Below are 22,847 nucleotides of genomic sequence, written 5' to 3' on the forward strand. Positions count from 1 at the left end.
ATATATAGTATTCGAATTAAGTGAGGTTATATAATGAAAATATCAACAAAAGGTAGATATGGCTTAACACTAATGATATCCTTAGCCAAAAAGCAAGGGCAAGGATGTGTTTCGTTAAAATCTATAGCTGAAGAAAATAATTTAAGTGATCTTTATCTAGAACAACTAGTAGGTCCATTAAGAAATGCTGGTTTAATTCGAAGTGTTCGTGGTGCAAAAGGTGGTTATCAATTGAGAGTCTCAGCAGAAGAAATTACGGCTGGTGACATTATTCGTTTGTTAGAAGGACCAATTACATTCGTAGAAAGTATTGATTCTGAACCTCCTGCACAGAAACAACTTTGGATCAGAATGAGAGACGCAGTAAGAGAAGTATTAGATAATACAACATTGAAATACTTAGCAGATTATAATGAAACTAATAATTTAGATGGATATATGTTCTATATTTAAGATGTGAATAACGTTGTAAATTAAAACATTTCTTTGACTTTAACTGAAAATATTAAAAAAATTTGTTTTAAATGTTTATGACTTAATTATTGTGGTATTTAATTAATACATTGCTAAGGAGGTATTATTTATGGCAGATGAAAATAAATTCGAACAAGCAAAAGGAAACGTTAAAGAAACAGTTGGTAACGTAGCCGACAATAAAGAGTTAGAAAAAGAAGGCAAAGAAGATAAAAATTCTGGTAAAGCCAAAGAAGTAGTAGAAAATGCAAAAGATAAAGCAAATGAAGTTATCGATAAATTTAAAAAATAATAATCGTTAACTAATACTAAAAAGGTGGTTTTATTATGGCTGATTTCTTAAATAAAGCAAAAGAAACTGCAAAAAACGTTTCTGACAAATTAAAAGATACTGATAACGAAAAAGCAAAACAAGCATCTGAACAAATCGATAATTTCACTGGTGGCAGTGACGATAAAAAAGATGATAAAAAAGACGATAAAAAATAAAGTTGTCTTAAAAGTTTAAGCTTTTTCGCTTAAATATTAAAAAGCCCAGTTTCTAATATAGGAACTAGGCTTTTTTTATATTTAATTTAGTGTTGTAATCATATTTTTAAGTTTACGATATGATTCAAGTTGTGCTTCTTGATCATAAATGTAACTAATAGCCATCAATTCATCTATTTCACCGTATTCATCTATAAATGATTGTAATTTTTGTTTGACGGTTTCTTCAGAGCCAATAAGGGAACTTTGCATACGTTGTTTTGCTATTTCATACTCAGTAGGCGTAAGTAGTCCTTTTAAATCGTCAGTAGGTGGTTGTACAGGTTGCATTCTTCCTCGAGTAATACTTACCATAACCTGAGCCTGAGTTGTGGCCAGATATTCTGCTTGAGCATCTGTATCGGCAACGATTGCATTTAAACAAACAATCACATATGGTTTGCTCAACACGTCTGAGGGTTCAAATAGTTCTTTATAAATTTCAATAGCTTCTTTCATTTGTTGTGGTGCAAAATGCCCTGCAAAGACATAAGGTAATCCTTTGCGTGCAGCTAAGTGTGCTGAATCAGTTGAAGAACCCAATATATAAAGAGGAACGTTTTTACCAACTGCTGGATATGCACGGACATAAGTTTGTTGATTACCCGGTCCGAAATAAGTTGCAAGCTGTTCTACTTCTTCAGGAAATTCATAAACGCCATTGTGTTGATCTCTACGTAAGGCACTCGCTGTCATCATATCAGTACCTGGTGCACGGCCTAAACCTAAATCAACGCGATTTGGAAATACAGTTTCCATTGTCCCAAATTGTTCTGCAACAACAAGTGGAGCATGATTAGGTAACATGATACCACCAGAACCTACTCTTATTTTAGAAGTATGTTCTAATGTATGTTGTATTAATAACGCAGTGGCTGAACTGACAAGGTTAGGTGCGTTATGATGTTCTGCAATCCAATATCTCTCATAATCCAGTTCTTCTAAATTTTGTGCTAATTTAACCATATCGCTAATTGCATCTTGATCGGTTTGACCTTCTCTAATAGGAACGAGATTAAGTGCAGATAATTTTAAATCGTTCATTACACGATATCCTCCTTAAATATATTAATATATTGCAGTATAACAGTCTAAATAAAACTTGCGTAAGAAATTGCTCACTGTTATACTGTATGAAATTAAAAAAGTTAGGTGGTCTTATTAAGACAATGGATAAATCTCATAAGAACAATCAAAACAATTTAATTAATCAAAAAAGTAATATATGGGATACGATTATGTCTTAATAAAAAATGATCAGTAAAATACCTAACATAAATAATGTTCGGATTGTTAAGGCGTATCGTATCTCTTGAGAAAGAGGGAATTGGTATGTCTTTTTATTATGTTCAAAAACCATTTGAAAAATTTGGTAAAAATTTAATTAACTCTGTAGAAATTCAAATTGATAAGGGCGAACATGTTGCAATGATTGGTAACAATGGCGTAGGGAAAACAACATTGTTAGAAGCAATAAAGATGAAATATCAAGATGAAGCTTATTTAATGCATCAAAATATGTCTGTTTATGAACACTTAACAGGATTAGACTATGTAATGGCTATAAATCCTGAGTTGCTGCAGATAAAACAGAAGCTTAAGAGTAATTATAAGTATATTGCTGATTATAGTGCTTTAAATGGCTATGAATTTGAACAGAATATTATCACTCAAGCAAATCAATTGAATTTAACTGAAAGAGATTTAGAAAAACAAATTCAATATTTAAGTGGCGGCCAACAAATGAGACTAGCATTATTAAAAGCATTTATGTCAAACAAACCATTGATTTTGCTTGATGAACCTACAAATCATTTAGATTTAGAAATGTTAGAACAACTGATTAAAAAAATACAAAAATCAAAATATACAATTATCTTTGTATCACACCAGCGTGATTTTATCGATCAAACAGCGACTCATGTCATTGAAGTAACGTCTGAAAAAACGAATAAATATAATGGTAATTATTCCAAGTACCGTAAAATTAAAGATTTAACGTTACAAACACAACAAAATATGTACGAAAAGCAACAAAAAGAAATAGCAGAACTTAATCGCACGATACAACGAATACAAACATGGCATCATTCAGCACAACAAAAAGCAAGTGTCCGTAGCCCTCTTGAGCAGAAGAAACTCAGTAAGTTAGCTCAAAGAGCAAAGACGAAAGAAAAGCAAATGACTCAAAAATTAAATGAGAAGACGATAAATCAGCCAGATAATGAACAAAAACATTATCATTTTAATCATCAAGATCGTTTACGTAAACGCTTTTTAATTCATTTTGAAGACTTCAATGTTGCTATAAATGAACATCATATATTTGAACATGCTCATTTTGAAATGAAACAAAAAGAAAATATTTTAATTACTGGGCCAAATGGGAGTGGTAAATCACTTTTAATTGCAATGATCAGACAAAAGATACTTCCAAATCAAGGAAATATAAAAATCACCCCTTCACTAAAAATTGGATATTTTGATCAGACAAATAAAAACTTAAATGAAGCAGAATCTCCACTTTCGATGCTATTAACTACAAATAAAATATTACGAAGTGAGGCACAAACTATTTTAGCTTCATTTGGTTTTAATGAAGAAAAAATTAATGCGCCAATTAGTCAATTATCTATGGGCGAGAAAAGTAGATTTCAATTTGTACTACTATATTTCTCTGGTGCCAATTTATTAATTTTAGATGAGCCAACTAATTATTTTGATATTTCAACACAGGATTTAATTTTAAATATGATAAAAAGTTTTAACGGTCAAGTATTAGTTGTGACACATGATGAGTATTTTCAATCTAGATTTAAAGCGACACACTGGGAAATCAAAGATAAAAAATTATACAACTTAACGTTAAATAATACGACAAAATCAAATGTAGACGAAACATTAGCATTATTAGATGAATATGAAATGATAGATGAAAATGGACATTTTGAAACAGACAACTAGAAAAATTAAATAGATGGTGCTATCATTGGAACATTGATAAATTTGTAAGGAGTGTCAAACATGGAAGTATATGCAGATTACGCTGCTACAACGCCAGTTAAACAGCAAGTAATAGATAAAATGATGGAAGTCTATACAACGCATTACGGTAATCCGTCCTCTATACATAGTATAGGTAGAGATGCACGTAAATATTTAGATGAGTCACGTCGTTTCGTAGCAAAGCAACTCAATTCTAAGCCGAGTGAAGTAATCTTTACAAGTGGAGCAACCGAATCTAATAACACAGCGATTAAAGGTATTGCGTATGCAAATCAGGATAAAGGCAAGCATATTATTACAACTAAAATAGAACATCATTCAGTACTCCATGTTTTTGAACAATTAGAAAAAGAAGGTTTTGATGTAACATACCTTGATGTAGATGTGGAAGGCTTGATATCGTTAGAACAATTAAAAAGTGCGTTAACTGATGAGACGATACTCGTTTCAATCATGTTTGTTAATAATGAAATTGGAACAGTACAACCAATGTATGATATTGATGAAATTGTAAGTCATTCAAATGCCATATTTCATGTAGATGCGGTACAAGCAATCAGCCACTTAGACATAGATTTTCATGAATTTGATATCGATGCAATGAGTATTACAGCACATAAATTTGGCGGGCCAAAGGGTATCGGAGTTTTACTAATAAAAACAGGTACAACCATCAAGTTTCCACAATTAGGTGGAGAACAAGAAGTGAAAAGAAGAGCAGGTACAGAAAATGTTCCCCAAATTGTGGGGTTGTCTGAAGCTTTAAAACTAGCAAATCAGTATAGAGATGAAAACAATGTCCATTTGATGAATTTGAAAAATCAATTTCTTGTTTCATTACAAGAACGATCAGTTCCTTTTGAATTAAACGGCTCAATGACAGATACTACAGGTCACATCGTTAATTTGTATTTTCCATTTATTGATGTAGAAACCATGTTAACATTGCTAGATTTAGCCAATATATATGTAGCTTCTGGTTCAGCATGTACTGCAGGGTCCACATCGCCTTCACATGTTTTATTGGCAATGTATGGTGATGATACAAGAGCAAATCATTCTGTACGATTTAGCTTTAATGAACAAACGACCGAACAAGAAATAAAATATTTAGTTACTGAAATTCACAAAATTTATCATAAATTCAAGGAGGAAGTTTAGTTGTCAAATAAAGATACACGTGTTGTTGTTGGCATGTCAGGTGGCGTAGATAGTTCAGTTACAGCACACTTATTAAAAGAACAAGGTTATGATGTCATTGGTATTTTTATGAAAAACTGGGATGACACGGATGAAAACGGTGTGTGTACAGCTACGGAAGATTATAACGATGTCATAGCTGTATGTAATCAAATTGGTATACCATATTATGCAGTTAATTTTGAAAAAGAATATTGGGATAAAGTGTTTACTTATTTCTTAGATGAATATAAAAAAGGACGCACACCAAACCCCGATGTGATGTGTAATAAGGAAATTAAATTCAAAGCATTTTTAGAACATGCACTTAAGTTAGGTGCAGATTATGTAGCTACAGGTCATTATGCACGTATACGTCGCCATGAAGATGGACATGTTGAAATGTTGCGCGGTGTTGACAATAATAAAGATCAAACTTATTTCTTAAATCAATTATCACAATCTCAATTATCAAAAGTAATGTTCCCGATAGGTGATATTGATAAAAAAGAAGTTCGTAGAATTGCTGAAGCACAAGATTTAGCTACGGCTAAGAAAAAAGATTCTACTGGTATTTGTTTTATTGGTGAACGTAATTTCAAAACATTTTTATCTCAATATTTACCAGCACAGTCTGGTGAAATGCAATCATTAGATGGTAAAAAAATAGGCACACACACAGGATTAATGTACTATACTATAGGACAACGTCACGGTCTAGGTATTGGTGGAGATGGTGATCCTTGGTTTGTTGTTGGCAAAAATTTAAATGAAAATGTCTTATATGTAGAACAAGGTTTTCATCATGAAGCCCTTTATAGTGATTATTTGATTGCTTCAGATATTTCATTTGTTAACCCTGTCGATTTAGAAAATGGCTTTGAATGTACAGCAAAATTTAGATATCGTCAAAAAGATACAAAAGTTTTTGTTCAAAGAGAAAATGATAATGCGATTCGCGTAACATTTGATGAACCTGTTCGCGCAATTACTCCAGGTCAATCAGTTGTTTTATATGATGGTGATGTATGTCTAGGTGGCGCTACTATAGATGATGTATACAAAACATCAGGTCAATTAAGTTATGTTGTTTAAACAAATAAATTAATTGGCTTAGTAAATAGTAAAATAACAATGATTTATTGTTAATTAAATATAAAGTTTTATAGATGAACATGTTTTGAGGAGTAAGCGTACAATATCAAATTTAAATTTTTGATTTGTCACTTACTCCTTTTTACTGTTTTTTCATTCTTAAATGTTATAATAAGATGTTGAGAGAGAGGGATAGCATGAATCAAGAACAAATTTATACGCTGATAAAACAAGGTAATTTTGAGCAAGCTTTAGCAGCACTATTTGAAAATATAGAAGCAAACCCGAATGAAGTCGAAAACTATATCAATGCAGGTATATTAATAGCTGAAGCGGGTGAAATAGATAAAGCGGAAAAATTTTTCCAAAAAGCACTAACCATTGATCCGGAAAATGGTGCTGTTTATTACAATTTAGCTAATGTCTATTACAATGAGGGACGTTATAAAGAAGCGGTTAAATTATATCAACAAGCTTTGCAATATAAAGTAGACGAAATAGATACAAATTACATGATTGGTATGTCTTTTAACCAGTTAGAAGCTTTTACAGAAGCACTTCCCTTTTTAATGACTGCCGCTGAAAAAGATAATCGCAACGATGTAGAAGTACAATTTCAGTATGGGTTAGTATTGTGTCACTTAGAAATGTATGAACAAGCCGTTTCACAATTAAAGTATGTACTCACATTAGATGAAGCCCATACGGATGCTTTATATAACTTAGGTTTAGCAACCTATATGTTAACTGAAGATACTGAAAGTGCCATCGAATATTTTGAACGTGCAGTTTCTATCAACCCAGAACATTTGATGAGTCAACATGCCATCAAAACGTTTAAATCAATCGCAGAGGAGGAGTAATTAAATGGATAACCCTACATTATTTAATAATTCAATGATTAAAGGTACTGTAGATGCTATCTTGTTTCAAAACAAAGACAATTTTTATACTGTTTTAAAAGTAGATACGATAGAATCTAATGAAGAATTTGATTCTATGCCTACAGTTGTAGGGTTTTTTCCAGAAATTGCTGAAGGCGATGTTTATACTTTTAAAGGACAAGTCGTTTCACATCCTAAATATGGTAAACAGTTAAAAGCTGAAACGTTTGAAAAAGAGTTGCCTCAAACAAAAGAAGCTATAATTAGCTATTTATCTAGTGATTTATTTAAAGGCATAGGTAAAAAAACGGCCCAAAATATTGTAAACACACTTGGAGAAAATGCAATTTCAGATATTTTAAATGATTCATCTATTTTAGAAAAGGTACCTAGTTTGCCAAAGAAAAAGCAAAAACAAATTGCTGAACAAATTGCGAGTAATCAAGAAACAGAGCAAATCATTATTCGATTACATGATTTAGGGTTTGGGCCTAAACTCGCGATGGCAATCTATCAAGTTTATTTAGGCGATACACTCAATATTGTAGAAAACAAACCCTATCAATTGGTTTACGACGTGAAGGGTATCGGATTTAACAAAGCAGATACTTTAGCACGAAATGTAGGTATTCAATATAACGATGATGAGCGTTTAAAAGCTGGTTTATTATATGTATTAGAAGAAGAATGCATTAAGCAAGGACACACATACTTGCCGACACAAACTGTATTAGAAATGACACAAGAAATGTTGTCTCAACCACCTAATGAAGTGATTGAGCATCAACAGTTAGAAAATATGATTCAAGTCCTTGTTGAAGATACAAAATTAGTAAAACAAGAAAGTGAAATAGCAATTCCTAGTTTATATTATTCAGAACTTAAAAGTGTTCAAAACTTATATCGTAATTACACATATACGAATAAATTAAAAGAAATAGAACAATCTGAATTACAATTAGAAATTGGTGAAATAGAACAACGTAATCAGGTTACATATGCTAATTCTCAAAGAGAAGCGTTACAAACTGCAATCAATACTAAAATTATGCTGTTAACTGGCGGTCCAGGAACAGGAAAGACGACTGTTATTAAAGGTATTGTTGAATTATATGCAGAAATACATGGTTTATCTTTAGATTATGATGATTATCAAAACGATGACTATCCCGTTGTACTAGCAGCCCCGACAGGAAGAGCTTCAAAACGGTTGGCTGAATCTACGGGATTGGAAGCTATGACTATACATCGGTTAATAGGTTGGAATCAAGACACACAACCAGAGGATATTTTAGATAATGAGATTTCAGCGAAATTAATTATTATAGATGAAATGTCAATGGTCGACACTTGGTTATTTCATCAATTCCTTAGTGCCGTCCCTATAGATGCTCAAGTCATATTAGTAGGTGATGAAGACCAATTACCTTCTGTAGGCCCAGGTCAGGTTTTTAAAGATCTCATTGATTCTAAAGTAATTCCCAGAGTGAATCTAACTGAAGTTTACCGACAACAAGATGGATCTAGTATCATAGAATTAGCACATAGAATGAAATTGGGTGAACCTATTGATATTACACAAAGATTTCACGATCGTAACTTTATCAACTGTTCAACAGATCAAATACCTTCAGTAGTTGAAAAGGTGGTTTCAAGTGCTGTAAATAAAGGTTATGATATGAGTGATATACAAGTATTAGCTCCGATGTATAAAGGTTCAGCTGGTATAAAAAAATTAAATACTGTATTGCAAACAATTTTAAATCCTAAAGAGAAAGAAACACGTGAAGTTGAATTCGGGGATGTTGTCTTTAGAAAAGGAGATAAAGTACTACAACTAGTAAATAGACCAAGTGATAATATATTTAATGGTGATATTGGAGTGGTTGTTGGTATATTTTGGGCAAAAGAAAATGCCTTAAATAAAGATGTGATTGTCGTTGATTTTGACGGAAATGAAATTACTTTTGTAAAGCAAGATTTATTGGAATTAACACATGCATATTGTACGTCTATTCACAAATCACAAGGTTCCGAATTTCCAATCGTTATTATGCCTATGGTTAAGCAATATTTTAGAATGTTGCAAAAACCAATATTATATACTGGACTAACAAGAGCTAAGCAATCACTGGTATTTTTGGGGGACCCACAAGCTTTCGAAATCGGTTTAAATACACATGGCCAAGTGAGAATGACACAGCTTTGTACGTTCTTAAAAACGTATTTTAATAATGATGATCGTAAAGATGAAGATGAAGTTAATGCTACATTTGATTCGACGACTGTTTTAACAGAAGAAAATATATATAAAATTAATCCTATGATTAATATGGGAGATATTTCGCCATATGATTTTGTTGAACATTGACAACGTAGGTTAAAGTAAATACAATATAATTGATTGTGCATAAAGATGAGTAAACTATGGTAGTCGACAAGAGATGTACTGGCTGGTGAAAAGTACAGATAGCATAGTTGAAAGCTACTTTATGTTAAATAATAAATATACTTATTTAAAGTGATAAGCGAAATTAGTAATCATTATTAATGCTTATAACTAGGGTGGTACCGCGAAACGTTCGTCCCTTTTGATAGGATGGACGTTTTTTATTTTCTTTTTTATCAAATAACTGATATAACTTGAGTTGAGATGGAGGAATTTTAAGTATGAAAAACTTAAAAGCAAGTGAAATTAGACAGAATTTTATTGATTACTTTGTTGAACAAGGGCATATGGTTGAACCTTCTGCACCATTAGTACCTATAGATGATGATTCTTTACTATGGATTAACTCTGGTGTTGCGACATTAAAAAAATATTTTGATGGCAGAGAAACACCTAAAAAGCCTCGTATTGTTAATTCTCAAAAAGCTATAAGAACCAATGACATTGAGAATGTCGGCTTTACAGCTAGACATCATACTTTTTTTGAAATGTTAGGTAATTTTTCAATTGGTGATTATTTTAAAAAAGAGGCTATTGAATTTGCTTGGGCATTTTTAACGAATGAAAAATGGATGGCTATGGATCCAAAACGATTGTATGTAACGATACATCCTGAGGACAAAGAAGCCTATAAAATATGGAATGAAGACATAGGTTTAGAAGAGAGTAGAATTATTCGTATAGAAGGAAATTTCTGGGATATCGGAGAAGGACCTTCAGGCCCTAATACTGAGATATTCTATGATCGCGGTGATCAATTTGGACAAGATGATCCTGCAGAAGAAATGTATCCAGGTGGTGAGAATGAAAGATTTTTAGAGGTTTGGAATTTAGTATTTAGTGAATTTAATCATAATAAAGATCATACGTACACACCATTACCAAATAAAAATATTGATACTGGTATGGGGCTTGAAAGAATGGCATCTATAGCGCAAAATGTTCGTACAAATTACGAAACTGATTTGTTTATGCCAATCATTAATGAAGTAGAAAAAGTTTCAGGTAAAAAGTATCTTGAAAAAGATACTTATGATGTAGCATTCAAAGTCATTTCTGACCATATACGCACGATTTCATTTGCAATTGCTGATGGCGCATTACCAGCAAATGAAGGACGAGGTTATGTGTTGCGTAGGCTTTTACGTCGTGCTGTAAGGTTTAGTCAATCATTAGATATTAATGAACCATTTATGTATAAATTGGTTGATATCGTTGCAGATATCATGGAACCTTATTATCCGAACGTTAAAGAAAAAGCTGATTTCATCAAACGCGTGATCAAATCGGAAGAAGAACGTTTCCATGAAACACTGGAAGAAGGTTTAGCGATATTAAATAATTTAATTGCAAAAGCAAAATCAACGACAAATGAAATCAGTGGTAAGGATGCATTTAAATTATATGACACATATGGTTTTCCAGTTGAACTTACTGAAGAAATTGCAACACAAGAAAACCTTTCTGTTGATATGAATACTTTTGAAGATGAAATGCAAAAACAACGTGATAGAGCTAGACAAGCCCGTCAAAACTCTCAATCTATGCAAGTACAAAGTGACATATTGAAAAAAGTAACAACAGAGAGTCAATTTGTAGGTTATGATGTCATGGATCAAAAAACGTTTATTACCGATATCATTTATAATGGAGATTTCGTAAACGAAGCTGAAGCTGGAGAAATCATTTACTTTATTTTAAAAGAAACACCATTTTATGCAGTGAGTGGTGGACAAGTAGCAGATGAAGGTACAATAAGTAATGAACAGTTCGAAATCAAAGTTACTGAAGTAACCAAAGCACCTAATGGACAAAATTTACACAAAGGTGAAATTCAATTTGGAACTGTTAAAAAGAATGACGAAGTGCTTGCTAGTGTAAACCATGTTGAACGAAGAGATATTAAAAAGAATCACAGCGCCACACATTTATTACATGCGGCATTAAAAGAAGTACTTGGAGATCATGTCAATCAAGCAGGTTCACTTGTTGAAGCGGAGAGATTAAGATTTGATTTCACGCACTTTGGACCTTTAACTCAAGATGAAATAGATCACGTTGAGCGAAGAGTTAATGAAGAAATTTGGAATAGTATAGATGTGAATATACAAGAAATGCCTATTGCTGAAGCTAAAAAATTAGGTGCGATGGCATTATTTGGTGAAAAATATGGCGATGTCGTTCGAGTTGTCAATATGGCACCTTTCTCCATTGAATTATGTGGAGGTATCCATGTTAATAATACTTCTGAAATAGGTTTGTTTAAAATAGTGAGTGAATCGGGTACAGGTGCTGGTGTGAGACGTATAGAAGCATTTACTGGAAAATCAGCATTTCTATATTTAGAAACAATACAAGAACAATTTAATGCGGTGAAAGCACAAGTTAAAGTGAAATCAGATGATCAAGTTTTAGAAAAAGTTATCCAAATGCAAGCGGATGAAAAAGAATTATCTAAGCAACTTGAACAAAGAAATAAAGAAATCACTACACTGAAAATGGGTGATATTACAAATCAGGTAGAAGAAATTAATGGATTTAATGTACTTGCAACTGAAGTTGAAGTCGCAAACGCAAAAGCGATTCGTGAGACAATGGATGACTTTAAATCTAAGTTGCAAGATGCTATTATAATTTTAATCAGTAACATAGATGGCAAAGTGTCTTTAGTAGCTACAGTACCAAAAGAATTAACAGATAGTGTAAAAGCTGGTGACATTATTAAAAACATGGCACCAATTGTAGGTGGTAAAGGTGGCGGCCGCCCAGACATGGCTCAAGGTGGGGGCACTCAACCTGAAAACATAACAGAATCATTACGTTTCATTAAAGATTACATTAAATCTCTATAAGTTCTACGTTTAGTAATGTAGAATTAACAATAAGTACTTTTTAGTCGATACGAAGGAGTGTTACAAAATGGAAAACTTTGATAAAACAATGAAATTTAATTATGATGAAATTCCAAAAGAAGATGTCAAAACAGTACTTCAAAATGTCTATAACACGCTGAATGAACGTGGCTACAACCCTGTAAATCAAATTGTCGGTTATTTATTATCAGGTGATCCTGCGTATATTCCACGTAATAATGAAGCTAGAAACCAAATTCGTCGTATTGATCGCGACGATATCATGGAAGAATTAGTTTCAAATTATTTACAAGAGAACTCAAAGTAATTAATGCTAAAACATAAAATTTTAGGTTTAGATGTAGGAAGTAAAACTGTTGGCATTGCTATAAGTGATCTCATGGGTTGGACAGCCCAGGGATTAGATACACTCCATATAAACGAAGATAAGAATGAACTAGGTATAGAAAGACTAGTAACGATCATAGAGAAAGAAAAAGTTGGTACTGTTGTCATAGGTTTGCCAAAGAATATGAATAATTCTATTGGATTTCGAGGCGAAGCTTCGTTACAATACAAGGAGCAACTTCAGGAAGCATTGCCATCTGTAGAGATAATCATGTGGGATGAGCGTTTAAGTACCATGGCTGCAGAACGTTCTTTACTTGAAGCAGATGTTTCTAGACAAAAACGAAAAAAAGTAATAGATAAAATGGCTGCAGTATTTATATTACAAGGCTATTTAGATTCTATACAATAAAAAGGAGCGTTTTATAATGACTGAACATAACCATGAATCTGAATTAGAAATTAACAACCAAGAGGAATTATTAACTTTATTTGATGAAGATGGAAACGAAGTACTTTATCGAAAAGTATTAGAATTTTTCCATCCTGAATTCAAAAAAGAATATGTGATTCTTGCTGAAGAAGGTGCAGAATCAGATGATGATGATTTAATCGAATTAGTACCAATGATTAATGAGCCTGATGTAGATGGCGAAGGCGGAAAATTTTTACCAGTTGAAACTGATGAAGAATGGGATATGATTGAAGAAGTCGTTAACACTGAAATGGACGACCATGATCATAACCATGAATAATATTTGGACAACACTAAAAATACGCATTGATATTTAAAGTGTGAATCTGAATTACAAATTGATTCAATATTGTTTACACTTTGTCTTAGGTGACAATGTGTTTTTACCACTAATTTTACAAAAGCTAATGTGTAAAAATTCTGGTCATTATGTATTAATATCACGTTATCAAGCTGAAATTTTTAAATTTCAGCTCATACTGTCGACAAAGTTTCTGACTTTGTTGGCAGTTTTTTGTATTCATTATGTCGGGTGCTAACTCTTTCTGAAATCTGAGACTAGTGTTTTTTTACTCCAAGAGACAACACAAATCACTACAATATTTTACGCAAAAATTGTAATATATAACCATTGCACAATTGTGGTGTTTATTCTGTTAGATAATTTAATCGATAAAAGAGATAAAAACATAATAATTTCGATTTTTGTATTAGTTTCTTATACGCATTTATTATGTGAAGTTGATGTAATATTCAATATAGCTATATAAACAAGTTGGTTATCACAATTTACACTTATAATATATATGCCTTTGTGGTAAAATATATAAAGTTAAAATTAAATTTATGAGATAATTTCAAAGAATTATATAAAAAGTAGTTCGTAATATAAGAACATATAGCCGTTGTTATTAATTGAAATACAATCAGTCACAATCATTGACTGATTTATTTTATTTGTCAAAAACACTTTGAAATATTTACATTGAAGGAAGTTTTGAAATGGATAATAATCAATCATATTTATTAGAATTGCACAAAGAGAATGATATTGCTATAGAACAACTTAGACCATATGCTGTGGAACATCATGTTCCAATCGTGGATAGGCTAACTTTAGATATGATTAAACAACTGATCAGAATACATAAACCCAAGCGTATTTTAGAAATAGGCACTGCAATTGGCTATAGTAGTATGCAATTTGCTTCTGTTTCTAAGGATATAAAAGTGGTTACCATTGAGCGTGATGTCGATATGCAATTAAAAGCCAAAGAAAATTTTGCAAAATTTGGATATCATACGCAAATAGAGTTAATTGAAAAAGATGCCTTAGAAGCTTTTGAAAACATCCAACATGAATCATTTGATATGATATTTATTGATGCTGCGAAAGCACAATCAAAAAAGTTTTTTACTTTGTATGAGCCTTTACTCAAAGAAGGTGGAATAATAGTTACAGATAACGTTTTGTATCATGGTTTTGTTTCAGATATTGCTGTAGTGAGAAGTAGAAATGTCAGACAAATGGTAAAAAAAGTACAAGAATATAATGAATGGCTGATGGTTCAACCTCGTTTCACAACTAATTTCTTAAATATAGATGATGGTCTAGCTATTTCGATTAAAGGAGAATCAAAATGACAGAATTATTAGTAACGCCAAAATCTGTTAAACATATTGAGGCATTAATTGAAAAAGGTGCAGATGCTTTTGTAATCGGTGAGCAAAAATTTGGTTTAAGATTAGCAGGAGAATTTAAAAAAGAAGCATTGGTGGAAGCAGTGACATTAATACATAATCATGGGAAAAAGGCCTATGTGGCAGTAAATGGTATATTTCACAATTATCATTTAAATGCGCTGAAAGCATATATTGACTTTTTACATGAGATAAAAGTTGACCGTATTATATTTGGTGATCCAGCGGTAGTTATGTATGTAAATGAACAAGAAAACCCAATTCCATTAAATTGGGATGCAGAAGCATTAGTCACAAATTATTTTCAATGCAACTATTGGGGAAAAAAGGGGGCGCAACGCGCGCAACTAGCTAGAGAATTAAGTTTAGATGAAATATTAAATATAAAACAACATGCAGATGTAGAGGTTGAAGTACAAGTACATGGTATGACTTGCATGTTCCAATCAAAACGCATGTTATTAGGCAACTATTTTACTTTCCAAGAAAGACAAATGAAAATTCATCGAAACAAAGTAGCTAATGAGTTGTTATTATATGATGAAGAACGAGATAACAAATATCCTGTTTTTGAGGATTACAATGGAACACATATTATGTCTCCCAATGATATATGTTTGATTGAAGAGTTAGATCAACTTTTAGCAGCCAATATTGATGCATTCAAGATTGACGGTGTATTACAAACTGAAGAATATATCAATGTTTGTACAGAACAATATAGAGAAGCTATTGATTTATTCAATGAAGATCCAGAGGCTTATGATGATGAAAAATTTATGCTCGTAGATCCGATCGAAGCTATTCAACCTGAGCATCGTCCGTTTGATGAAGGATTCTTGTATAAGCAAACAGTCTATTAAGGGAGGTTTAAATAATGAAATTATTAGAAAAAGTTGAAGGCAATACTAATAATAAGATTAAAAAACCTGAACTACTCGCTCCAGCAGGTAATTTAGAAAAACTCAAAATAGCAGTACATTATGGTGCAGATGCAGTATTTTTAGGTGGACAAGCGTATGGTTTAAGGTCCAATGCGGATAATTTTACGATGGAAGAAATCAAAGAAGGTGTGACATTCGCACAGCAATATGGGGCAAAAATTTACGTTACGACTAATATTATTGCACATGATGAAAATATTGCAGGTTTGGATGAATATTTAAAAAATTTAGAGTCAGCCGGTGCCACTGGTATTATTGTTGCGGATCCACTTATCATTGAAACATGTAAGCGCGTAGCACCGAACTTAGAAATTCATTTATCAACACAACAATCACTTTCAAATTATAAAGCTGTAGAATTTTGGAAAAATGAAGGTTTAGATCGTGTAGTATTAGCACGTGAAACAGGTGCTATGGAAATGAAGGAAATGAAAGACAAAGTAGATATTGAAATTGAATCATTTATTCATGGCGCAATGTGTATTGCGTATTCTGGTAGATGTACATTAAGTAATCACATGACAGCTCGAGATTCTAATAGAGGTGGTTGTTGTCAAAGCTGTAGGTGGGATTATGACCTATTGGAAATTGATAAAGATGGTGATTTAGATTTATATTATGATGAAAATGCAGTGACACCTTTCGCAATGAGTCCAAAAGATTTGAAACTTATTGAGTCAATCCCTAAAATGATGGATATTGGTGTGGATTCACTTAAAGTTGAAGGACGCATGAAATCAATACACTACATTGCAACTGTTGTATCTGTATATCGCAAAGTCATCGATGCTTATGCAGAAGATCCTGATAATTTTAAAATTAAGCCAGAATGGTTAGCTGAGCTGGAAAAATGCGCTAACAGAGACACTGCTTCTGCATTTATTGAAGGCACACCTGGTTACGAAGAGCAAATGTTTGGGCAACAAAATAAAAAGAACTCAGCTTATGATTTTTGTGGATTAGTCCTTGGTTATGATGAAAAAACCAAACTCGCTACGATTCAACAGCGTAATAAATTTGAGCCTGGAGAAGAAATAGAGTTTTTTGGTCCTGAAATTGATACATTTAGACAAGTTGTTGAAACTATTTATGATGAAGAAGGTAACAAACTTAATGCTGCACGACACCCATTGCAAATTGTGCAAATTGAAGTTGATCATCCAATTTATACCAACAACATGATGAGAAAGGAAATTGGATAATGAAACGTACGACTATTATTGGAATCGCTGGTGGTTCTGGTTCAGGTAAAACATCAGTCACAAACGAAATTATGAAAAATTTAGAAGGCCATAGTGTTGCATTATTAGCACAAGACTATTATTATAAGGACCAATCGCATTTAAGTTTCGAAGAACGTTTAGAGACCAATTATGATCATCCTTTTGCTTTTGATAATGACTTATTAATAGAAAATTTAAACGATTTGAGAAATGGTAAACAGATTGAAGTACCAACATATGATTATACAAATCATACTAGAAGCGATGAAACGATTGCATTTAAACCAAAAGATGTTATTATCGTAGAAGGCATATTTGCGCTTGAAAATAAAACGTTAAGAGATTTAATGGATGTCAAAATTTATGTTGATACTGATGCAGATTTACGAATCTTACGTCGCTTACTTCGCGATACAGAAGAAAGAGGTCGTACAATGGATTCTGTTATAAATCAATATCTAAATGTAGTTCGACCAATGCATAATCAATTTATAGAACCTACAAAAAGATATGCAGATATTATCATTCCCGAAGGTGGAAGTAATAAAGTTGCGATCGATATAATGACGACAAAAATTCAGACTTTAGTAAGTAAACAATAGTATTTTAGTAAAGGAAGATGACAATATGGAAAACCAAAAACAATACCCTATGACGCAAGAAGGTTTCGAAAAGCTAGAAAATGAACTTGAAGAGTTAAAGACAGTTAAGAGACCAGAAGTCGTTGAAAAAATAAAAGTAGCTCGTTCATTCGGAGATTTATCTGAGAACTCTGAGTATGATGCTGCTAAAGATGAACAGGGATTCATCGAACAAGACATACAAAGAATTGAGCATATGCTACGTAATGCACTTATAATTGAGGATACAGGTGACAACAATCAAGTACAAATTGGTAAAACTGTAACTTTTGTAGAATTACCAGGTGAAGATGAAGAAGAATACCAAATTGTTGGATCTGCAGAATCTGATGCATTTAATGGTAAAATCTCAAATGAATCACCAATGGCTAAAAGTTTAATAGGTAAAAAATTAAACGAAGAGGTTCGTGTTCCACTACCAAATGGTGCAGAAATCAATGTAAAAATTGTAAATATCAAGTAATATTAAAATCCCCTTAACAACTAATGTTAGGGGGATTTTACACTTTATAAATAAAAATATATACTTATCTTCAACTATTTGATAAATTTATATCATTGATACAATTATTGAAATATTAAGATAATTTAGGGTTAATTTGTATTTAACAATAGTAGTTTATTATCACCAATTATAACTATTTCTAATTAAACATAGTGCGTTAGTTAATGATACAATTATAATGTTGTACACATATTAATGTTTAAAAAATAGTTTAATGTATATAATACAAAGGGGGAAAAGTGTTGGAATATAAATTAATCAATGAAGAGACAATTATGATTTACTTTGAACAACAAATTGATCCTTCGACATTTAAGGAAGTACAAAAAGTTGAAAAGTACATTAAAGATCAGCAACATGAAGCTATTATTGAAGTGATACCTTCTTATCGTGCAATTATGCTACATATAGATATTACTAAACAAAGTTTAGCGAAAGTTGTTAATGAACTGAAACTAGAACAATTAAACAAACTGGATTTTGATGAAAATTTAAATAGAGTAAAAACCATTAGTTTACCAGTACTTTATGGTGGTAATTATGGCCCAGATATTCAAGAAGTAGCTACACATAATCAATTATCAATAGAAGAAGTAATTAAGTTACATACAGAGAATACATATTTAATTTATATGCTTGGATTTATGCCAGGTTTTCCATTTTTAGGAGGATTAAATTCAAAGTTAGCTACTCCTAGAAGAGAAGAACCAAGAACAAGTATTCCTGCAGGTTCAGTTGGTATTGCGAATAATCAAACAGGATTATATCCAAAACAATGTCCAGGAGGTTGGCAAATCATCGGTCGTACACCAATTACGGTATTTGATATTTTAAGAACGCCTATGTGTTTATATGAATCCGGAGACTATATAAAATTCTATTCTATAGATGAATCTACGTTCGAACAGATTGTTGAAGCACAACAAGGTGAATTTGATATTGAGAAATGGGTGAAAATTCAATATGAGTATTAAAATTATTAATCCAGGTTTATTTAGTACGATCCAAGATTTAGGAAGAATCGGCTATCAAGACCAAGGATTTTCTACTGCAGGTGTTTTGGATCAATATGCTTATAGAACTGGGCTAGCGCTAATTGGTAATGAAGGGCCAGCGATTGAATGTACAATTATTGGCCCAACGATTGAATTTTTAGAAGATAATACGTTTGTATTAATAGGTGCTGAGTTTAACGCAACCGTTAACGATGCAACTATTGATGAATCTACTGTAATAGCAGTAAAAAAAGGCGACGTTTTGAAAGTTGGACAAGTCACTAATGGGGCAAGAGGATACTTATTATTTGGTAAACCTTTGAAAATTCAAAAAGTTGCAAATAGCTATGCTACTCATACACGAAGCCAAATTGGTGGTTTTAAAGGGCGTTCATTAAAATCTGGTGATGTAATAGAGTGTAAAAAAAATCATTCGTATACACGTAACCTTGGTTTGAGTTTACTTACTGATGTCGCAGAGGTTAAAGAAAACACTATTCAAATCATTGAGGGTCCTCAAATTGAAAGCTTTAGCCAAGAAGCGCAAGAAAAGCTAGTAGCCAATGAATTTAAAATATCAGAAAAATCAGACCGCATGGGTTATCGATTACAAGGTGAAACGATTTCACCAAACACATCGGCAGATATAATATCAGAACCTGTTGCCTTAGGCAGTATACAAGTTCCAAATGATGGTAATCCTATTATTTTATTAAATGATAAACAAACAGTAGGTGGCTATACAAAAATAGCAACCGTTTGTGCATCTGATTTACATAAATTAGCTCAAATGCAACCCAATGATACGATTCGTTTTGAATGGACCACAATCGATGAAGCAGTTAAAAAATTAGAACAACAAGAAGAAGCATTTAAAAATACAATCAAAAATATTTATGAGCAACCTATTTTTGATGTTACGCAATTGAGAGATACATCTATACGCATTAATCATTTATTGAAAGGGGAATTATAATGAATTTTGAAAAAGTAGAACAATTAATTAAAATTGTAAAAGATAACGGGGTTAAAAAATTTAATTATAAAGATTATGAAAATGAAATAACTATTGATTTTACAGATAATACATCTGCATCACCTGCGCAACAACAATTAGCTTCAAATAATGAATCAACTTTAAATGAGCAAGGTATATCAAATGAAGAACAATCAAATCAGGCTGTCAAATCACCTATGGTCGGTACGTTTTATTTACAAGATGAAAAAGAATTAACAAATCCACTCATTCGTGAAGGTGATGAAATTAAAAAAGGAGATACCATTGGTTACATAGAAGCGATGAAAGTAATGAATGAAGTAAAAAGTGATGTGGATGGTGTTGTAGACACAATACATGTCAATCACGGTTCAAATGTTGAATATGATCAAACGATTATAACTGTGAAATAAGTTTAAAGGGGGTATTTGAATTGTATCGTTGTTTAATTGCAAATAGAGGAGAAATTGCTGTAAGAATTATTCGCGCATGTAGAGAAATGGATATTGAAACTGTGGCTATCTATGCTTTAGGGGATGAGTCAAGTCTACATGTAAGTTTAGCTGATCAAGCGATATGTATTGGAGAAGCCAATGCTTTGGATAGCTATTTAAACCAAGACAGAATTATTAGTGCTGCAAAAATAAGTGGTGCAAATGCAATACATCCAGGGTATGGTTTTTTATCAGAAAGCACTTCATTTGCTAAAAATGTTGAAGAAAATGGTATTTATTTTATAGGGCCAACTGATCAAACCATGGAAATGATGGGTGATAAAATAACAGCACGACAAACAGTTGATCAAGCGAATGTACCAATCATACCTGGTTCTACTTCTGCAGTAGAGACAATCGAAGAAGTTAAAGAAATAGCGCATGACATTGGTTATCCACTTGTATTAAAAGCTGCCAGTGGTGGTGGCGGTAAAGGTATAAGAATTGTCAAAGCTGAAGAAGCTTTGGAAAAGTCGTTTAAGGAAGCAAAAAGTGAAGGACAAAAATATTTTAATGATGATCGCGTATATGTGGAAGCATTTATACCTGTAGCTAAGCACGTGGAAGTACAGGTGCTAGGAGACGGTAAAGATAATTACATACACTTAGGTGAGCGTGATTGCTCAGTTCAGAGAAAAAATCAAAAATTAATTGAAGAATCACCTTGTGCTACATTATCCGATAATATGAGAGCATCTATGTGTAATGATGCTGTAAAAGTGGCTAGAGCATCTAATTATAGAAGTGCAGGTACTATCGAATACTTAGTGACAGAAGATGCTTATTACTTTATTGAAATGAATGCGCGAATTCAAGTTGAACATACAGTAACTGAAATGAGAGCGAATCGTGATTTACTACACGCTCAGCTTTATTTAATGAAGCATGGTTCATTACCATTCAACCAAGACGAGGTACTATTTGATGGACATGTCATTGAAGCGAGAATCAACGCAGAAAATCCTCAGAAAGGATTTCAACCTTCTCCAGGCAAAGTAAAAGCATTACATTTGCCACAAGGATTTAACGTACGTATCGATAGTTTGCTTTATCATGGTTATACGGTATCACCAAATTATGATTCGCTAGTAGCGAAAGTTATCGTAAAAGCACCTAATAGAGCTTCAGCAATAAACAAATTAAAAGTAACATTGGATGAAATGGTAATTGATGGTTTTACTACAACAGCTGATTTCTTATATGCAGTTTTATCATATCCACAATATGCCAATGGTGATGCAAAAGATGTAGATATTAAATTCTTAGATAGACATCAAATAATTAAGGAGGAAGCATAATGAAAGTTGATTTGAACTGTGATTTAGGTGAAGCTTTTGGAAATTATTCATTCGGTGGAGACGATCAAATTATTCCGTTAATTACGTCAGCAAACATTGCATGTGGTTTTCATGCTGGTGACCAACATGTCATGAATCAAACGGTAGAATTAGCTAAAGCAAATGGTGTTGGTATAGGTGCACATCCTGGTCTTCCAGATTTACAAGGATTTGGCCGTAGAAATATGGACTTGTCACCGAGAGAAATTTATGATATCGTCATTTACCAGCTCGGTGCATTAAGTGGATTCTGTAATGTTCACCAAGTTAAAATAAACCACGTAAAACCACATGGTGCACTGTATCAAATGGGTGCACGTGATAAAGCAATCGCACATGCGATTGCTCAAGCTGTATATGATTTTGATGAATCATTAATTTATGTTGGATTATCAAATACACTACTTGTTACAGAAGCGCAAGCTGTTGGTTTAACTACTGCTTCAGAAGTGTTTGCAGATAGACGTTATGAAGATGATGGTCAATTAGTGAGTAGAAAAGAAAGTGATGCTTTAATAACTGACACAGAAGAAGCTATTGAACAAGTTGTCAAAATGGTTAAATCACAAAAAGTAATTACGAAAAATAACAAGGAAATTGATATTCAAGCAGATACAATTTGTGTTCATGGAGATGGTGAACATGCATTAGAATTTGTTACAAAAATAAGAGAAAGATTATCGAAAGAAGGCGTTTCTATATCTAAGCTGGGAGGCTAAC

General features: G+C 32.5%; 23 protein-coding genes. 22 read left to right on the plus strand and 1 reads right to left on the minus strand.

The window, feature by feature from the left end:
- The first annotated feature begins 33 nt into the window (after positions 1-33).
- The 3 genes from cymR (at position 34) to KA824_RS02920 (ending at position 963) form a co-directional block, all read left to right on the plus strand.
- A complete protein-coding gene (gene cymR / locus KA824_RS02910; protein ID WP_019469423.1) occupies positions 34-453 on the plus strand; it encodes a cysteine metabolism transcriptional regulator CymR in 420 nt (139 codons plus the stop codon).
- Positions 454-583: 130 nt separating this feature from the next.
- Positions 584-766, plus strand: coding sequence for a CsbD family protein (locus tag KA824_RS02915; RefSeq protein WP_040030019.1), 183 nt, complete (start codon positions 584-586; stop codon positions 764-766).
- Positions 767-801: 35 nt separating this feature from the next.
- The gene (locus KA824_RS02920) at positions 802-963 is read left to right on the plus strand and encodes a hypothetical protein (protein WP_019469421.1); all 162 of its coding nucleotides are present in this window, start codon (positions 802-804) and stop codon (positions 961-963) included.
- Between the two features lie 81 nt (positions 964-1,044).
- Here the strand turns inward: KA824_RS02920 and KA824_RS02925 are convergent, their stop codons facing one another.
- The gene (locus KA824_RS02925) at positions 1,045-2,046 is read right to left on the minus strand and encodes an LLM class flavin-dependent oxidoreductase (RefSeq protein WP_107384963.1); all 1,002 of its coding nucleotides are present in this window, start codon (positions 2,044-2,046) and stop codon (positions 1,045-1,047) included.
- Between the two features lie 288 nt (positions 2,047-2,334).
- Between KA824_RS02925 and sal the strand changes: the two genes are divergently transcribed.
- From sal to pxpA, 19 genes are all read left to right on the plus strand, one after another.
- Positions 2,335-3,966: a Sal family ABC-F type ribosomal protection protein gene (gene sal, locus KA824_RS02930; protein ID WP_181187614.1), complete on the plus strand. Its 1,632-nt coding sequence runs from the start codon at positions 2,335-2,337 to the stop codon at positions 3,964-3,966.
- Positions 3,967-4,026: 60 nt separating this feature from the next.
- Positions 4,027-5,169 carry a cysteine desulfurase family protein gene (locus tag KA824_RS02935; RefSeq protein ID WP_181187613.1) on the plus strand — a complete coding sequence of 381 codons (1,143 nt, stop codon included), beginning with the start codon at positions 4,027-4,029 and terminating at the stop codon, positions 5,167-5,169.
- Positions 5,170-6,282: a tRNA 2-thiouridine(34) synthase MnmA gene (gene mnmA / locus KA824_RS02940; protein WP_181187612.1), complete on the plus strand. Its 1,113-nt coding sequence runs from the start codon at positions 5,170-5,172 to the stop codon at positions 6,280-6,282. It abuts the gene before it with no gap.
- Positions 6,283-6,479: 197 nt separating this feature from the next.
- Positions 6,480-7,145 carry a tetratricopeptide repeat protein gene (locus tag KA824_RS02945; RefSeq protein ID WP_040030022.1) on the plus strand — a complete coding sequence of 222 codons (666 nt, stop codon included), beginning with the start codon at positions 6,480-6,482 and terminating at the stop codon, positions 7,143-7,145.
- A 4-nt stretch (positions 7,146-7,149) separates the two neighbouring features.
- Entirely contained in the window at positions 7,150-9,537 is a 2,388-nt protein-coding gene (gene recD2, locus KA824_RS02950; RefSeq protein ID WP_181187611.1) for an SF1B family DNA helicase RecD2, read from the plus strand.
- A gap of 299 nt (positions 9,538-9,836) precedes the next feature.
- The gene (alaS, locus tag KA824_RS02955) at positions 9,837-12,467 is read left to right on the plus strand and encodes an alanine--tRNA ligase (protein ID WP_107384958.1); all 2,631 of its coding nucleotides are present in this window, start codon (positions 9,837-9,839) and stop codon (positions 12,465-12,467) included.
- A 67-nt stretch (positions 12,468-12,534) separates the two neighbouring features.
- A complete protein-coding gene (locus tag KA824_RS02960; RefSeq protein WP_019469413.1) occupies positions 12,535-12,795 on the plus strand; it encodes an IreB family regulatory phosphoprotein in 261 nt (86 codons plus the stop codon).
- A 3-nt stretch (positions 12,796-12,798) separates the two neighbouring features.
- Positions 12,799-13,227: a Holliday junction resolvase RuvX gene (gene ruvX, locus KA824_RS02965; protein ID WP_181187610.1), complete on the plus strand. Its 429-nt coding sequence runs from the start codon at positions 12,799-12,801 to the stop codon at positions 13,225-13,227.
- Between the two features lie 16 nt (positions 13,228-13,243).
- Complete coding sequence (locus tag KA824_RS02970; RefSeq protein ID WP_107384957.1) at positions 13,244-13,570, plus strand: DUF1292 domain-containing protein; 327 nt, start codon at positions 13,244-13,246, stop codon at positions 13,568-13,570.
- A 722-nt stretch (positions 13,571-14,292) separates the two neighbouring features.
- On the plus strand, positions 14,293-14,934 hold the full coding sequence (locus tag KA824_RS02975; protein ID WP_107504807.1) for an O-methyltransferase: 642 nt from the start codon (positions 14,293-14,295) through the stop codon (positions 14,932-14,934).
- Positions 14,931-15,854: a peptidase U32 family protein gene (locus KA824_RS02980; protein ID WP_107384657.1), complete on the plus strand. Its 924-nt coding sequence runs from the start codon at positions 14,931-14,933 to the stop codon at positions 15,852-15,854. Before KA824_RS02975 ends, KA824_RS02980 begins: the two co-directional genes overlap by 4 nt.
- A gap of 14 nt (positions 15,855-15,868) precedes the next feature.
- On the plus strand, positions 15,869-17,137 hold the full coding sequence (locus KA824_RS02985; protein ID WP_181187609.1) for a peptidase U32 family protein: 1,269 nt from the start codon (positions 15,869-15,871) through the stop codon (positions 17,135-17,137).
- Positions 17,137-17,760: a uridine kinase gene (gene udk, locus KA824_RS02990; RefSeq protein ID WP_019469407.1), complete on the plus strand. Its 624-nt coding sequence runs from the start codon at positions 17,137-17,139 to the stop codon at positions 17,758-17,760. The genes KA824_RS02985 and udk overlap by 1 nt, the downstream gene beginning before the upstream one ends.
- Before the next feature lie 25 nt (positions 17,761-17,785).
- A complete protein-coding gene (gene greA, locus KA824_RS02995; protein WP_019469406.1) occupies positions 17,786-18,262 on the plus strand; it encodes a transcription elongation factor GreA in 477 nt (158 codons plus the stop codon).
- Between the two features lie 284 nt (positions 18,263-18,546).
- Entirely contained in the window at positions 18,547-19,278 is a 732-nt protein-coding gene (pxpB, locus tag KA824_RS03000) for a 5-oxoprolinase subunit PxpB (protein WP_181187608.1), read from the plus strand.
- Complete coding sequence (locus KA824_RS03005; protein WP_107384654.1) at positions 19,268-20,275, plus strand: 5-oxoprolinase subunit C family protein; 1,008 nt, start codon at positions 19,268-19,270, stop codon at positions 20,273-20,275. Before pxpB ends, KA824_RS03005 begins: the two co-directional genes overlap by 11 nt.
- The gene (locus KA824_RS03010; protein ID WP_107384653.1) at positions 20,275-20,709 is read left to right on the plus strand and encodes an acetyl-CoA carboxylase biotin carboxyl carrier protein; all 435 of its coding nucleotides are present in this window, start codon (positions 20,275-20,277) and stop codon (positions 20,707-20,709) included. Before KA824_RS03005 ends, KA824_RS03010 begins: the two co-directional genes overlap by 1 nt.
- Before the next feature lie 20 nt (positions 20,710-20,729).
- Positions 20,730-22,088 (plus strand): acetyl-CoA carboxylase biotin carboxylase subunit, encoded by a 1,359-nt coding sequence (locus KA824_RS03015; protein ID WP_181187607.1) that lies wholly within the window; start codon positions 20,730-20,732, stop codon positions 22,086-22,088.
- Positions 22,088-22,846, plus strand: coding sequence for a 5-oxoprolinase subunit PxpA (gene pxpA, locus KA824_RS03020; protein ID WP_181187606.1), 759 nt, complete (start codon positions 22,088-22,090; stop codon positions 22,844-22,846). The genes KA824_RS03015 and pxpA overlap by 1 nt, the downstream gene beginning before the upstream one ends.
- The last annotated feature ends 1 nt before the right edge of the window (position 22,847 follow it).

It is taken from the genome of Staphylococcus sp. GDY8P198P (genome assembly GCF_017891615.1).
Lineage (GTDB): Bacteria > Bacillota > Bacilli > Staphylococcales > Staphylococcaceae > Staphylococcus > Staphylococcus cohnii.